This window comes from Qipengyuania flavescens (genome assembly GCF_029688735.1).
Lineage (GTDB): Bacteria > Pseudomonadota > Alphaproteobacteria > Sphingomonadales > Sphingomonadaceae > Qipengyuania.
On record NZ_JARULD010000004.1, the window covers coordinates 95,530 to 109,747 of the forward strand.

General features: G+C 65.0%; 11 protein-coding genes. 5 read left to right on the forward strand and 6 right to left on the reverse strand.

Annotation, left to right across the window (positions count from 1 at the left end; genetic code table 11):
• The first annotated feature begins 44 nt into the window (after positions 1-44).
• Positions 45-725 carry a uracil-DNA glycosylase gene (gene ung / locus P8R33_RS11730; protein ID WP_278329149.1) on the forward strand — a complete coding sequence of 227 codons (681 nt, stop codon included), beginning with the start codon at positions 45-47 and terminating at the stop codon, positions 723-725.
• Positions 726-740: 15 nt separating this feature from the next.
• Here ung and P8R33_RS11735 read toward each other — a convergent pair whose 3' ends face one another.
• Positions 741-1,520, reverse strand: coding sequence for an SDR family NAD(P)-dependent oxidoreductase (locus P8R33_RS11735; protein ID WP_278329150.1), 780 nt, complete (start codon positions 1,518-1,520; stop codon positions 741-743).
• An 89-nt stretch (positions 1,521-1,609) separates the two neighbouring features.
• Here P8R33_RS11735 and P8R33_RS11740 point away from each other — a divergent pair, with 89 nt between their 5' ends.
• Positions 1,610-2,392: an enoyl-CoA hydratase gene (locus P8R33_RS11740; RefSeq protein WP_278329151.1), complete on the forward strand. Its 783-nt coding sequence runs from the start codon at positions 1,610-1,612 to the stop codon at positions 2,390-2,392.
• A gap of 70 nt (positions 2,393-2,462) precedes the next feature.
• Entirely contained in the window at positions 2,463-3,461 is a 999-nt protein-coding gene (locus P8R33_RS11745) for a hypothetical protein (RefSeq protein WP_278329152.1), read from the forward strand.
• Here P8R33_RS11745 and P8R33_RS11750 read toward each other — a convergent pair.
• The 5 genes from P8R33_RS11750 to P8R33_RS11770 form a co-directional block, all read right to left on the reverse strand.
• Positions 3,450-3,959: an AAA family ATPase gene (locus tag P8R33_RS11750; RefSeq protein ID WP_278329153.1), complete on the reverse strand. Its 510-nt coding sequence runs from the start codon at positions 3,957-3,959 to the stop codon at positions 3,450-3,452. The genes P8R33_RS11745 and P8R33_RS11750 overlap by 12 nt on opposite strands.
• A gap of 4 nt (positions 3,960-3,963) precedes the next feature.
• The gene (locus tag P8R33_RS11755) at positions 3,964-5,400 is read right to left on the reverse strand and encodes a glutamate synthase subunit beta (protein ID WP_278329154.1); all 1,437 of its coding nucleotides are present in this window, start codon (positions 5,398-5,400) and stop codon (positions 3,964-3,966) included.
• Complete coding sequence (gene gltB, locus P8R33_RS11760) at positions 5,400-10,070, reverse strand: glutamate synthase large subunit (RefSeq protein WP_278329155.1); 4,671 nt, start codon at positions 10,068-10,070, stop codon at positions 5,400-5,402. The genes P8R33_RS11755 and gltB overlap by 1 nt, the downstream gene beginning before the upstream one ends.
• A gap of 249 nt (positions 10,071-10,319) precedes the next feature.
• Positions 10,320-11,300 (reverse strand): hypothetical protein, encoded by a 981-nt coding sequence (locus P8R33_RS11765; RefSeq protein WP_278329156.1) that lies wholly within the window; start codon positions 11,298-11,300, stop codon positions 10,320-10,322.
• A gap of 9 nt (positions 11,301-11,309) precedes the next feature.
• The gene (locus P8R33_RS11770) at positions 11,310-12,557 is read right to left on the reverse strand and encodes a TIGR04063 family PEP-CTERM/XrtA system glycosyltransferase (protein WP_278329157.1); all 1,248 of its coding nucleotides are present in this window, start codon (positions 12,555-12,557) and stop codon (positions 11,310-11,312) included.
• A gap of 81 nt (positions 12,558-12,638) precedes the next feature.
• On the opposite strand from P8R33_RS11770, the gene P8R33_RS11775 reads away from it, so the two are divergent.
• A complete protein-coding gene (locus P8R33_RS11775; protein ID WP_278329158.1) occupies positions 12,639-12,830 on the forward strand; it encodes a hypothetical protein in 192 nt (63 codons plus the stop codon).
• Entirely contained in the window at positions 12,823-14,205 is a 1,383-nt protein-coding gene (locus P8R33_RS11780) for a DUF5935 domain-containing protein (protein WP_278329159.1), read from the forward strand. The genes P8R33_RS11775 and P8R33_RS11780 overlap by 8 nt, the downstream gene beginning before the upstream one ends.
• Positions 14,206-14,218 lie beyond the last annotated feature (13 nt).

The following is a 14,218-nucleotide window of genomic DNA, read 5'->3' on the forward strand; positions in this document are numbered from 1 at the left end:
CGTCCACGTCTCGCCGCTTCGCTCGATCCCGCAGGACGATGGCCTTGGCAGAAACCATTCCCGACAGCTGGAAACCGGCGCTCGAGCCGGTCCTCGATAGCGAGGAAGCGCGACGACTTGGGGGGTGGCTGCGCGCCGAGGAGGACGCTGGCAAGACGATCTACCCCGCACGCGGTTGTCGTCTCAGGGCGCTGGAGCTCACTCCGCTCGATGCGGTGAAGGTGGTCATTCTCGGGCAAGACCCTTACCACGGTCCGGGGCAGGCGATGGGCCTGTGTTTCGCCGTGCCGGAAGGCGTGAAACTGCCGCCGAGCCTCGTGAATATCTACAAGGAGCTGGAAAGCGATCTCGGCATTGCGCGGCCCACGCATGGCGATCTCTCGGCCTGGGCACGGCAAGGCGTGCTGCTGCTCAACAATACGCTGACGGTCGAGGCGGGTCAGGCGGGCAGCCATGCCGGGCGCGGGTGGGACGCCATCACCGATGCCTGCGTGTCAGCAGTCGCGGCGCGTCAGACTCCGAGCGTCTTCGTCCTCTGGGGCAGCCATGCGCAGGCCAAGGCCAAACACATCCCCGGCCTGCGCGATGGGATGCACCTCGTGATCGAGAGCCCGCACCCCAGCCCGCTCTCCGCCTATCGCGGCTTCTTCGGGTCGAAGCCCTTCAGCCGGACCAATGCGTTTCTCGAAAGCCGAGATCGCGGCGCTATCGACTGGCGGCTGTAGCTTTCGGCAGGCCGTTTAGAAAATCGAATAGCCCCCGTCGATTACCACCGAATCGCCGGTGTGGAACCTGCTGGCATCTGACGCGAAATAGACGGCGATGCCGGCGAAATCCTCGCCTTCGCCCCAACGGCGCATGGGGACGCGGCCAATGGCCTTTTCGTTGAAGGCGTCCCAGTTTTGCAGGCGCTCGGTCATTTCAGTGGCGATCCAGCCGGGCAGGACTGCGTTGGCGCGAATGCCGTGGCGGGCGAGCTCTACGGCCGTACCGCGCACCATCGCCAGCACCCCGGCCTTGGTCGCGGCATAGGCCTGGTTCTGCGGCGCGCCGTGAATGGCCGACACGCTGGAGGTGACCAACAGCGAACCGCCCTTCTCGCCGTTCTCCGCGCGTTCGACCATGTGCTTCGAGGCTTCGCGGAAGGTCCAGAAAACGGCGTCCAGATTTATCGTGGTGACCTTGCGCCACTGCTCGGTGGTCTGCTCGGTGAGCGGGGCACCGCCGCCCACCCCGGCATTGGCGATGCAGGTGTCGATCCGGCCAAGGCGCGAAAGGCTTTCCGCCATGGCATCGACCACCGCCTGCTCGTCGGACACGTCGACCTCCAGCGCCTCGACGCGCGTGCCATGCGCTTTGAGCCGCTCAAGAGCGGAGGCGTTCTTTGATTCGTTGCGGCCCCAGATGGCGACATCCGCCCCGGCCGCGGCGAGCCCTTCGGCCATACCAAGGCCGATGCCGCCATTGCCGCCGGTCACCACGGCCACCTTGCCGGTGAGGTCGAAGGGTTGGAATGCCATCTGCGCGTCTCCTCTCGTTTCTCTCGCGCACACTCAACGCGAGTGACGGGCCGATTGCAAGCTGCAACCTATCCGCTAGGCTGCACGGCATGACCGATCTCATCCTCACCGAAATCGCCGACGGTGTCGCGACCGTCACTCTCAACCGTCCAGAAGCGATGAATGCGCTGTCGAAGGCGCTGCGCCACCGGCTCTACGAGGTGATGACCGGTCTCGACGCCGATGACGAAGTGTGCGCGGTAATCCTGACCGGTGCGGGGGAGCGCGCCTTTACCGCAGGCCTCGACCTCAAGGAACTCGGCAGCGAAGCGGGCGCGCTGGGCGCTGCCAATGCCGAGGGCGCGGACGAAAACCCGGTCAAGGCGATCGAGGTCTGCCGCAAGCCGGTGATCGGGGCCATCAATGGCGTGGCGATTACCGGCGGCTTCGAGGTCGCGCTCGCCTGCGACGTGCTGATCGCCAGCACTAACGCGCGGTTCGCCGATACCCATGCGCGGGTCGGGATCGTGCCGGGCTGGGGCTTGTCGCAAAAGCTCAGCCGCATGATCGGCATCAGCCGCGCGAAGGAATTGAGCTTTACCGGCAATTTCCTCGACGCCGAAACGGCCGAGCGCTGGGGGCTCGTCAACCGCGTGGTCGCGCCCGACGAGCTGCTGCCCGAGGCACGCCGCATCGCCGCCGACATGGCGAGCATCGACCCGGCTTTCCTCACGCAATACAAGGCGCTGATCGACGAAGGCTATGCGGCGAGCTTCGGCGAGGGGCTTGCGATCGAGCACAAGCTTTCTTCTGCAAAGAACAGCGCGGTCAGCGCGGAGGAGGTAGAGGCGCGCCGGGCGGCAGTGCAGGCGCGGGGCCGCACGCAAGGGTGATGCGCCGCACGCAACAGGCGGTGCCGGGTAAGCGTTTCGCCTGACATGGGGAAACGTGTAGGCAAGCGACATGGAACGGCAGCTCCCCGCCCGCCTGATCCGCCTCGCGCCGGTCCTCCTCCCCTTGCTTGCCATAGCGCTCGCGCGCGCGATGACCTTTACCGACTGGGCGGCGGCCAATGCCGTAGTCGCCGCGCTGTTGTTCGCGTGGATCGTCGCCGACAGCCTGCTGCTGGCAACCATTGCTAAGGCCGAGGACCGCAAGGCCGGCCTGCGCGCGATGCTGGGCGCGGGCGCGGCGGCGAGCGTGATCGTGCTGATCGGTGCTGCCGCGCCGGTGCGAGAGGCGATTTACGCCATGCCTCCGCTACTCGCTGCTGCCGCGTTGACACTGGCGCTGTTCGTGGCGTGGAGCGGCGCGCTGGTCGTCCGCGCGCTGGCTGGCGGTGCCTCGATCGAGGATGCCGCCGCGATTGTCCTGCCGCCCAAGCTCGTCCGCTTCATGAGCGCCGAATCGCGCATCATGCGGCTCGCGCTTTGGGGCTGGCGACGCGAACAGGACATTCCGGCAGGTGCGCAAGGTTTCGCCTATCACCGCTTCTTGCTGCCGATGATCTATGTTTTCCTCGCGCTACAAGCGATCGAGCTGGCGGTGATACATTTCCTCCTCATACAGTGGAATGCGACCGTCGCGTGGATCTGGTTCGGACTCGGCATCGCCGGCAGTTTGTGGATCGTCGGCCTGGCGCAAGGCTTTCGCATCCACCCGGTGCTGGTGACCGAGCAGGGCCTGCGCGTACGCAGCGGCGTGATGGTGGACCTGTTGGTGCCCTACGATGCGATTGCGGCCATCGTGCCCAGCTTCGGTGCCGAACAGGTGAAGGCGGCCGACACGCTCAACCATGCGGTGCTTTCCTGGCCCAATGCGATGCTGGAGTTGGATCGCGAACTGACAGTGCGCCCGCTATTTGGCGCCGAGCAGCGGGTCCGCCGTATCTCCTTGCGAATCGATGAGAGCGCCGCCTTTCTTGCCGCGCTGGCCGAGCGTGTACCTCAGCTATGCAGGTAGATTTGCCAGCACGAAATCGGCGCGCTCGCCGACGCTGACGAGTGGTAGCTCGACGGGCTCGTAACCGAGTGCCGGAAGCAGCAATGCCAGATGCTCATATTCGACGACGGCGGCTTCGAAATCGTGCCGCCGCATCGAGTCCTGCGCATAGATTTGGGGCCATGGCGGTGCGAGAAACACCCCACATGCATAGGGACGATCCGCCCCTAGCGCCTCCGAGACTGTCGGCCCTCCGTCCCGCTCCAGTCCGGCAAGCGCGTCGATCAGGCCGCGATCGTAGAATACTGGGCGCGCCACATGCTCGTGCCAGCCGAGATCGGCGCGGGCCATGTCGGCGGCGGCAGTGAGAAAACCGCGCAAATCGCCCCATGGTGTGATGCCCGCCCCGATCAGCCGACGGCCGGGTTCGTGTACGACAGTGTAGCCGCGACGGTCCAGTTCATCGAGCAGCGTCGACTTGCCGCCGCCCGAACAGCCGGTGATAAGGATGTCGGCCACCCGCCTAGCGCGGTAGCTGGGTCTCGCCCATCAGCGCCTTGTCGACCGCGTGCGCAGCCTGTCGTCCCTCGCGGATCGCCCAGACGACCAGACTCTGTCCGCGCCGCATGTCGCCGCAGGCAAACACGTTCGGCTCGCTTGTAAGGTACCACTCGGTATCCGCCGCCACATTGCCGCGCCCGTCTAGATCGACGCCTGCCCGGTCGAGCAACCCGCGCCGCTTAGGCCCGGTGAATCCCATCGCCAGCAGGATGAGGTCGGCCTTCAGCGTGAATTCGCTTCCCTCGATCTCCTGCATCTTGCCGTCTTTCCACTCGACGCGAACGCATTCCAGCCCGGCGACATCGCCGTTTTCCTCAACCACGCGCTTGGTCAGCACGGCCCAGTCGCGGTCGACGCCTTCTTCGTGGCTCGACGAGGTGCGCAGCTTCACCGGCCAGTCGGGCCAGGTCAGCGCCTTGTCTTCGCTTTCAGGCGGCTTGGGCATGATTTCCAGCTGCGTGACGCTGGCCGCGCCCTGGCGGTTGCTGGTGCCGACGCAGTCGCTGCCGGTGTCGCCGCCGCCGATCACGATCACATGCTTGCCGGTTGCAGTGAGCGAACCGCGCGGCGCGGCGCGCACTTCGTCGTCGCCCGCATTGCGCTTGTTCTGCTGGGTCAAGAATTCCATCGCCAGGCGCACGCCGTTGAGCTCGGAGCCCGGAATGTCGAGCATGCGGGCCTCTTCCGCGCCACCCGCCAAGACGACTGCGTCGAAATTTTCCTGCAGCGCCTGGAAGCTGACTTCGACACCCACCTCGCTGCTGGTGCGGAACTGGACGCCTTCGGCTTCCATCTGCACCGCGCGGCGATTGATGAGGTGCTTCTCCATCTTGAAGTCGGGAATGCCGTAGCGCAGCAGCCCGCCGATGCGATCGCTCTTTTCGAATACGGTGACGGCGTGGCCGGCACGCGCCAGCTGCTGCGCGCAGGCGAGGCCGGCGGGACCGCTTCCAATCACGGCAACCGACTTTCCAGTCCGCTTCTCCGGCAGCTGCGGCTTGACCCAGCCTTCCTGGAAGCCGCGATCGATGATCGCGCATTCGATCGACTTGATGGTGACCGGGCTGTCGATGAGGTTCAGCGTACAGGCCGCCTCGCACGGGGCGGGGCAGACGCGGCCGGTGAACTCCGGGAAGTTGTTGGTCGAGTGCAGGACCTCGAGCGCGTCCTTCCAGTCGTCCTCGTAGACGAGGTGGTTCCAGTCCGGGATGATATTGTTCACCGGACAGCCGTTGTGGCAGTAAGGAATGCCGCAATTCATGCAGCGCGCGGCCTGCTTGCGGAGCTGGTCCTCCGACAGCGGAACGACAAATTCCTTGTAATGGTTCAGGCGTTCTTCTGGATCGCGATAGGTGCGATCCTCGCGCTCGTATTCGAGAAAGCCGGTTTCCTTGCCCATTATTCGGCAGCCTCCATCGCTGCATTCTCGCGTTCGTCTTCGAGAGCTTTGAGCGCCTTGGCGTAGTCGCGCGGCATGACCTTGCGGAAATGCTTGAGTTCCTCGGCCCAGTTGTCGAGCAACGCCTTCGCCTTGGCCGAGCCGGTGTGCAGCTGGTGCCGCTCGACGAGTATCTTGAGCCGCGCGGCATCGTGATAGAGCGGGTCGCCCATGCCTGCATCGTCGACCGATCGGCCGCGTTGCTGGGGTTCGCCCCAGCTCTTCTCCGCGCCTTCCCCATCGCCGGGCGTGACGTCGAGCAAATCGACCTGGGAGTGGTTTAGCAGCTTTTCGAAATTGCCGTCCGGATCGTACACATAGGCAATGCCGCCACTCATGCCGGCGGCGAAGTTACGGCCCGTGCTGCCGAGCACGCAGACCACCCCGCCGGTCATGTATTCGCAGCCGTGATCGCCGGTGCCTTCGACCACTGCGACCGCGCCCGAATTACGCACCCCGAAGCGTTCGCCTGCGACGCCTTCGAAATAGGCCTCGCCCGCGATCGCACCGTAGAGGACGGTATTGCCGACGATGATGTTGTTGCCCGGTTTGCGTGGAGCTTCCTCCGGCTGGCGCACCACGATGCGGCCGCCCGACAAGCCCTTGCCGACATAGTCGTTGGCATCGCCGGTCAGGCTGAGCGTGACGCCGTGGGCGAGCCATGCGCCGAAGCTCTGGCCCGCGACCCCGGTGAAATCGATGCGGATCGTTTCAGGTGCCAGGCCGGAATGACCATGCGCTTCGGCAATCCGGCCCGACAGCATTGCACCGACGGTGCGGTTCACATTGCGGATGCTGCGCGTCAGCTGGACCGCCTGCCCGCTCTCGATGGCGGGCTTGCAGGCTTCGATCAGCTCGACATCCATCGCCGCTGCGAGTCCATGGTCCTGGGTTTCGGTGTGATAGGGCTTGCGGCCCTCCTCCAGCGGCACGGCATGGAGAATGCGCTTGAGGTCCACCCCATGCGCTTTCCAGTGACGCTCCACCCGGCGCATGTCGATCCGCTCGACCCGGCCGATCATTTCCTCGACCGTGCGGAAGCCCATGGTCGCCATGATCTGGCGCAGCTCTTCCGCTACGAAGAAGAAGTAGTTGATGACGTGCTCGGGCGTGCCGACGAAGCGCTTGCGCAGCACCGGGTCCTGCGTCGCGACGCCGACCGGGCAGGTGTTGAGATGGCACTTGCGCATCATGATGCAGCCCGCCGCGATCAGCGGGGCAGTGGCGAAACCGAACTCGTCCGCGCCCAGCAGCGCGCCGATGGCAACATCGCGGCCCGTGCGCAGCCCGCCGTCGACCTGCACCGCGATGCGGCTGCGCAGATCATTGAGCAGCAGTGTCTGCTGCGTTTCGGCAAGGCCGATTTCCCACGGGGACCCGGCATGCGTCAGGCTGGTCAGCGGGCTCGCGCCGGTGCCGCCTTCGTAGCCCGAGATCGTGATATGGTCCGCTTTGGACTTGGAGACGCCCGCCGCGACCGTGCCTACGCCGACCTCGGAAACCAGCTTTACCGAGATACGGCTCTTCGGTTGCACATTCTTGAGGTCGTGGATCAGCTGCGCCAGATCCTCGATCGAGTAGATATCATGGTGCGGCGGGGGCGAAATCAGGCCCACCCCTGGGGTCGAGTGCCGCACCTTGCCGATGCGCTTGTCGACCTTGTGACCGGGCAGCTGGCCGCCTTCGCCGGGCTTGGCCCCCTGCGCCATCTTGATCTGGATATCGTCCGAATTGACGAGATATTCCGTCGTCACGCCGAACCGGCCACTGGCGACCTGCTTGATCCGGCTGCGCATCGAATCGCCATTGTCGAGCGGTACGAAACGCTCCGGCTCTTCCCCGCCTTCGCCGGTGTTCGAGCGCCCGCCGATGCGGTTCATGGCGATGGCCAGCGTCGAGTGCGCCTCGTGGCTGATCGAGCCGAAGCTCATTGCGCCCGTGCTGAAACGCTTCACGATCTCGACTGCCGGTTCGACCTCGTCGATGTCGAGCGGCTGCTCTGCCGGGGTCAGCTCCATCAGCCCGCGGATGGTCAGCAGGCGTTCGCTCTGCTCGTTTACCGAGCGGGCGAATTCCTCGTAATTCTTCGCATCCTTGCCACGCACCGCATGCTGCAGCTGTGCGACCGATTGCGGCGTCCAGGCGTGCGCCTCGCCGCGGATGCGGTATTGGTAGATGCCGCCGACATCGAGCATGCCCTTGTAGAGCGGACTGTCGCCATAGGCCTGCGCGTGGCGCATCACCGCTTCTTCCGCCACTTCCTTGAGGCCGATACCCTCGATCGTGGTCGCGGTGCCGGTGAAATAGGTGTCGATGAAGTCGGAATTGAGTCCGACCGCGTCGAAGATCTGCGCGCCGCAATAGGACTGGTAGGTCGAGATGCCCATCTTGGACATGACCTTGAGAATGCCTTTGCCGATGGCCTTGACGTAGTTCTTCGCGACATCACCCGGTTCGAGGTCGGGGAAGCGATCCGCGCGCAGGTGCTCCAGCGTCTCGAAGGCGACGTAGGGGTTGATGCCTTCCGCGCCATAGCCTGCCAGCGCGCAGAAGTGGTGCACCTCGCGCGCCTCCCCGGTCTCGATGACGAGGCCGGTCTGCATCCGCAGGCCCTGGCGAACGAGCTGGTGGTGCACGGCGGCGGTCGCCAGCAGGGCGGGCATGGCGATCCGGTCAGGCCCCTGCCCACGGTCGGACAGGATCAGGATGTTGGCATCGCCAAGCACCGCCTCGGTCGCGGCCCAGCACATTTCCTTCAGCGCCATGGCGAGGCCATCGGCCCCGCTGCTCGCATCCCAGGTGATGTCGATCGTGGCGGTGCGGAACGCACCGTCGAGCGCGGCTTCGACCGAGCGGATCTTGGCAAGGTCCTCGTTCGTGAGGATCGGCTGGCTTACTTCCAAGCGCTTGTGCGTACCCCCATCGCGGCCCAGCAGGTTCGGCCGCGGACCGATCATGGAGAGCAGGCTCATCACCAGCTCCTCGCGGATCGGATCGATCGGCGGATTGGTCACCTGCGCGAAGTTTTGCTTGAAGTAGTCGTAGAGCGGTCGGCTGCGGTCGGACAGCACGGCGATCGGCGTATCGGTGCCCATCGACCCGATCGGGTCCTCGCTGCCGCGCGCCATCGGCTCGAGGAAGCGGGAGATGTCCTCCTGCGTATAGCCGAACGCCTGCTGGCGGGTGAGCAGATCGCCGGGCGACAGAAAGCCTTCGGCCGCGGGGAAGTCCGACAGCTCCGCATCGATATGGTCGAGATCGGCGAGCTTGTACTGCGCCTTCTTCAGCCACGCCTCGTAAGGCTCCGCCGCAGCGAGGTCTGCCTTGACCTCCTCGTCCTCGACGATGCGACCTTCTTCGAGGTCGATCAGCAGCATCTTGCCGGGCTGGAGACGCCACTTGCGCGTGATGTCCTCGTCCTTGAACGGCAGCACGCCGCTTTCCGAGGCGAGGACGACGAGGTCGTCCTTCGTCGTGCACCAGCGCGCCGGGCGCAGGCCGTTGCGGTCGAGACACGCGCCGATCTGGCGACCGTCGGTGAAGCATACCGCTGCCGGGCCGTCCCAAGGCTCCATCAGCGCGGCGTGATATTCGTAGAAAGCGCGGCGCGCCGGATCCATGAGCGTGTTCTTCGCCCACGCTTCCGGCATCAGCATCATCATCGAATGCGCGAGGCTGTAGCCGCCGGTAATCAGCAGCTCGAGCGCATTGTCGAGGCAGGCCGTGTCGGACTGGCCGTGCGGGATCAGCGGCCACATCTTGTCGAGGTCCGCGCCCAGCAGGTCGCTTTCCATTGTCCTGCGCCGCGCTTCCATCCAGTTCACATTGCCGCGAACCGTGTTGATCTCGCCATTATGCGCCATGAAGCGATAGGGGTGCGCCAGCCGCCAGCTGGGGAAGGTGTTGGTGCTGAAGCGCTGGTGGACAAGGCCCAATGCGGACACGCAGTCGGCATCGCGCAGATCGTCGTAGAAACTGCCGACCTGATTGGCGAGCAGCAGGCCCTTGTAGACGACGGTCCGGCTGGAGAAGCTCGGGATATAGGCAGTCGAGAGGGTCGGGATGCCGTGCTTCTGCTCCAGCGCCGCGAGCGGGTTGAGCGTCTGCTTGCGGATCACGACCAGCTTGCGCTCGAAGGCATCCTGGTCGGTGCAGTTGGTGCCGCGCGCGATCACGCATTGGCGGATGACAGGCATGGAATCGACCACCGCCTTGCCCAACCCGTCCAGCGTAACCGGAACGTCGCGCCAGCCGATGACGCGCTGGCCTTCCTTCTCGGCGAATCGCTCCAGCTGGCGCTCGACGAACTCGCGCGCTTCGTCGGCTTGCGGCAGGAAGCACATGGCGACCGCATAGTCCCTCGGCGCGGGGAGGTCGTAATTTCTCGCCTCCGCCCATTTGCGCAACAGGGGATCGGGGATTTGCAGCAGGATGCCCGCACCATCGCCCAGCAGCGGGTCCGCACCGACCGCGCCGCGGTGGTCGAGATTGGCGAGGATTTCGAGCGCCTGGGTGACGATGCCGTGGCTTTTCGCGCCCTTGATATGCGCGACCATGCCGACGCCGCAGGCATCGTGTTCGTTGCGGGGATCGTAAAGACCACCATGATCGAGGGGCGGCTGGCTGCCCATAAGCGAAGCGTCCTCCTCCGTGCCCGCCCGTCCGCTTCCTCAACGAAGCGAACCGGGGACAGGTTTCCAGGTGCCCTGTCGGCACCGCAAAATTGCGCGAAGCCTCGTCATGGCGGGGCGCTCGCTATTTTGCAACTGCGAAGAGAGAAGCAATATTTCACCCGCGCGAAGATTTCCGCACGGATTGGCGCTAAACTTACGCCACGGTCGATGGGAAATTTTTAGCGACGAAGGGTCGCAGTGGCCGGTTCAGGACCGCTTACCGACCTGCGACAGGCGCTCGAGCGCGCTTCTAATGCTGGCCTGCGCGTCCTCGTCGTCCTCGCTCGGACCCGATCCCACAGGGGCGGTGCGGTCGGCTTCGCGGCGCAGGAAGGCGATCACAGGGTCGGCATCGGGAGCAATCGGTTGTGGGTCCCCGACCTCTGCCTTGCGCTGCGCGGCGAGGGCCCGTTCGAGCCGTTCGGTCAATTCGCTCAGCGACAGGTCGCCCATCGCTTCGCTGCGCGGCGGGACGGGCTGGGTTTCCTGCTCGGCCGCCTCGAGCATATCGGCGGTAGTTACTGTCGGCTCTTCAAGCTCTTCCGAGCCGTGCTCGGACCCGACGTCGAACCACTCGTCCGCAGTGTCGGGTTCGGCATTTCGATCCTCATCGTCGGGTTCGAGGTGGCCGAACTCTGCGGCGACCTCCACCTCTTCGAATTCGGCGTCGACCGGTTCGGCGGTGACGATGGCGTCGCGCTCGATATCGGCTTCGGTTTCGAGACCGTCTTCGGTCAGATAGTCGCGGGGATTGAACATCCGGCGAGGAGTTTCCTCAGGCAGCACCATTTCTGGCTCTTCGCCGATATCATCGTCAGCCAGCCACACCGCATCATCGCTCGGTTCGCTGTCGTCGTAGGTGCTATTCTCGGAATCTATGGTTGGCGTGGCCAATTCGGCATTGCCGCTTTCGTCAGAAATCCTATTCGCCTTCGCTCGCGAAACGCGCCGCGCGATGGCGACACCCACCAGCAGGCCCAAGATGCCGAACAGAACGCTCAGGACCAGCTTGGCTGCGAGGGCGTTGCCTACCAGCGCTTCGATCCCCAGCCAGCTTCGCAGGTTCGCATGGACTGCATCCGGCATGACGAACAGGCCACCGGCCAGCAACACGGCGAAATAAAGCCCCACCACCCATGGAAAGGCGGGGTGGCTGCTGATCGGCATTCTGGTGTGGGTGCCGCTCATCTCTCGTGGTTATTCCTTCGCATGGTGCGCGCCAGCATTTCGGCTCGCCTGATCGGCCTTCGCGTCTAGCAGTTTTCGGTAAACGCCGAGATAACGATCCACGTTCCGCGCCCAGTCGTGGTTCTGGACCACATGGTTGCGCGCTGCTTCGCGCATGGCAGGCCAGCCGGTTTTCGCCTCCACCAGCCCGGCGAGCGAGTTGGCGAGTGCGCTGGGGTCGTCGGGCGGGAAAAGCATGCCGGTCTCGCCGTCCGCGATCAGCTCGCGATGGCCGCCGACATCGCTCGCCGTCACGATCCGGCCCTGCGCCATCGCCTCGAGCGGCTTGAGCGGGGTGACCAGTTCGGTCAGTCGCGAACGCTTGCGCGGATAGGCGAGGATGTCGATCAGCGAATAATAGCGCTCGACCTCGCCATGCGGGACTCGGCCAGTGAACACTATCGCGTCTGCCGCCGGTGACGCCGCTGCCTGCGTCCGCAAAGTACCCTCCATCGGCCCGCCGCCCACCAGCAGCAATTGGGCCTGCGGATGGTGCTCGCGCAGCATGGGGAGGGCGGCGATAAGGTCGTCGAGCCCTTCATAGTCGTAGAAGCTGCCGACGAAGCCGATCACCGGTACACTGCCGATGCCGATCTCGCCAGCCAGCGTCTCGTCGCGCGGGACCGGTTCGCCGAACAGCGTCAGGTCCACGCCATTGGGCGACAGGCCGATTGTCGCGCTGTCGTGCCCTCGGGCGACGAGATCGTCGCGGAGGCCCTTGGCAATGGTGAAGACCGCGTCCGCGCCGCGCACCACCCGATTCTCCAGCCAGCGCGTCAGCCGGTATTTGAGCGATCCTTCACGGCCCGTGCCATTGCCGACCGCCGCATCCTCCCAGAAAGCGCGGATTTCATAGACGAACGGGAGGCCCAGCCGCTTTGCAGCACGCAATCCCGCCATGCCGCACAGGGCGGGCGAGTGGGCGTGGATAATGTCCGGCTGCCACTCGGCGGCGAGCGTCTCGATCGCGCCTCGCAGCGCCTCGATCTCGCGCCACTCTCGAGGGCCGGGAGGGCCGGAAGCGCTACCAAAGGTGCGATGGAAGGTCAGGCCCTCCGCCTGCTCCATCGCAGGGCCTTCGGCAAAATGTCGCTGCCCGGTGATGCCACGCACCTCCAGCCCGGCCGCCGCCTGCGCTGTCATGATCGCTCGGGTGCGGAAGGTGTAGCCGGAATGCAGCGGCAGCGAATGGTCGAGGATGTGCAGGACGCGTGTCATTTGAACAGGCTTGTGACACAACAGGCTTAAGAGCGCGTCAACCGTAAGCTGGTAGTGGCCGCGCAAAGGACGGACCGCAGCTTGATCGACTATATCGCCCTCGGATTGACGCATGCGCTGATCATGCTGGCGCTGCTGCGAGTGCTGGTGCGGCCCGATCTCGACTGCGAAGATCCGCTGGCGGATGAGCCGGAGACGGTACCCGCACCGCCGCCCTCGTCGCGCGACAAACGCCGAGCGCGTCGCACCGGAAAGCGGGGCGGCGATGCTTGATATCGCGTTGTTCCTGACGGTGGCGATCATGCTCGCCATGGGGATCCGGCGGCCCTTCATCTGGGTGCTCGCCTATCTCTACATCGATATCCTCGCCCCGCAGAAGATGAGCTGGTCGTTGCTGCAGTCGCTGCCGATTTCGCTGATCGCCTTTCTGCTCGCTTTTGCCGGGTGGATGATCGGCGATACCAAGGCGAACACGCAGTTCACTGTGCGCCAGGGCATCCTGGTGGCGCTGCTCGGCTGGTGTTTCATGACATTGCAATGGGCCGATTTCCCGGATTCGGCACAGGCCAAGTGGGACTGGGTGTGGAAGGCGCTGGTATTCGGCATCTTCCTGCCGGTGACGCTGATCACGCGGCTGCGGATCGAGGTGGCAACTCTGGTCATGGTGCTGACGGCAGGCGCGATCATCATCTCCGCCGGCATGAAGACCGTGCTTGGCGGCGGGGGCTATGGCGACCTTTACCTGTTCGTGAACGACAATTCGAACATGTATGAAAGCTCCACCCTGGCGACGGTGGCGATCGCAATCATCCCGATCGTCCTGTGGCTGGCGAAGCATTCGACGATCTATCCGCCCGACTGGCGCGTGAAGACCTTTGCCGCCCTGCTCATCTTCGCCTGTCTGACGATCCCGGTGGGGACCGAAGCGCGCACGGGCCTCGTCTGCATCGCCGTGCTCGGCGTGCTTATGCTGCGCGATGTGAAGAAGCGCATGCTTTACCTCTCCGGCGCGGCGGTGCTCGGGCTTGCCGCGCTGCCGTTCCTCCCGGCGAGCTATTACGAGCGCATGTCGACTCTGGGCTCGGTCCAGCAGGACCAGTCGGCTTCCACACGCATGCAGGTCTGGGGCTGGACGCTCGACTATGTTTCTGAGCGGCCGCTGGGTGGCGGCTTCGATGCCTATCGCGGCAACAGCTTCACTTATAACCTGCCGGTGGTCGAGACCGACGGCACTACGACCTCGGTGGAGTACAAGGAGATCACCGACGGCGGGCGTGCCTATCACAGTTCGATCTTCGAGATGCTCGGCGAACAGGGTTGGCCGGGCCTGTTCCTGTGGCTGGCCTTGCATGCCATCGGCCTGTGGCAGATGGAAAAGATCCGCAAACGCTGGCGCGAACGCAAGGCGCCAGGCGAGCAATGGCAGGCGCCGCTCGCGAGCGCATTGCAGTTCGCGCAGATCATCTACCTTGTCGGCGCGACCTTCCAGGGCATCGCCTTCCAGCCTTTCGTCCTGATGCTCGTCGGCCTGCAGATCGGCTTGTGGACCTATTGCAAGAAGCGCGAGTCGGCGAAGGTCGAACTCGCCCGCAAGGCCGCGCGCGACGCCCGCCGCGCGGCTGCCTCGGCCAATCCCGCGATGCCGTAAGGGCAGCATCGGC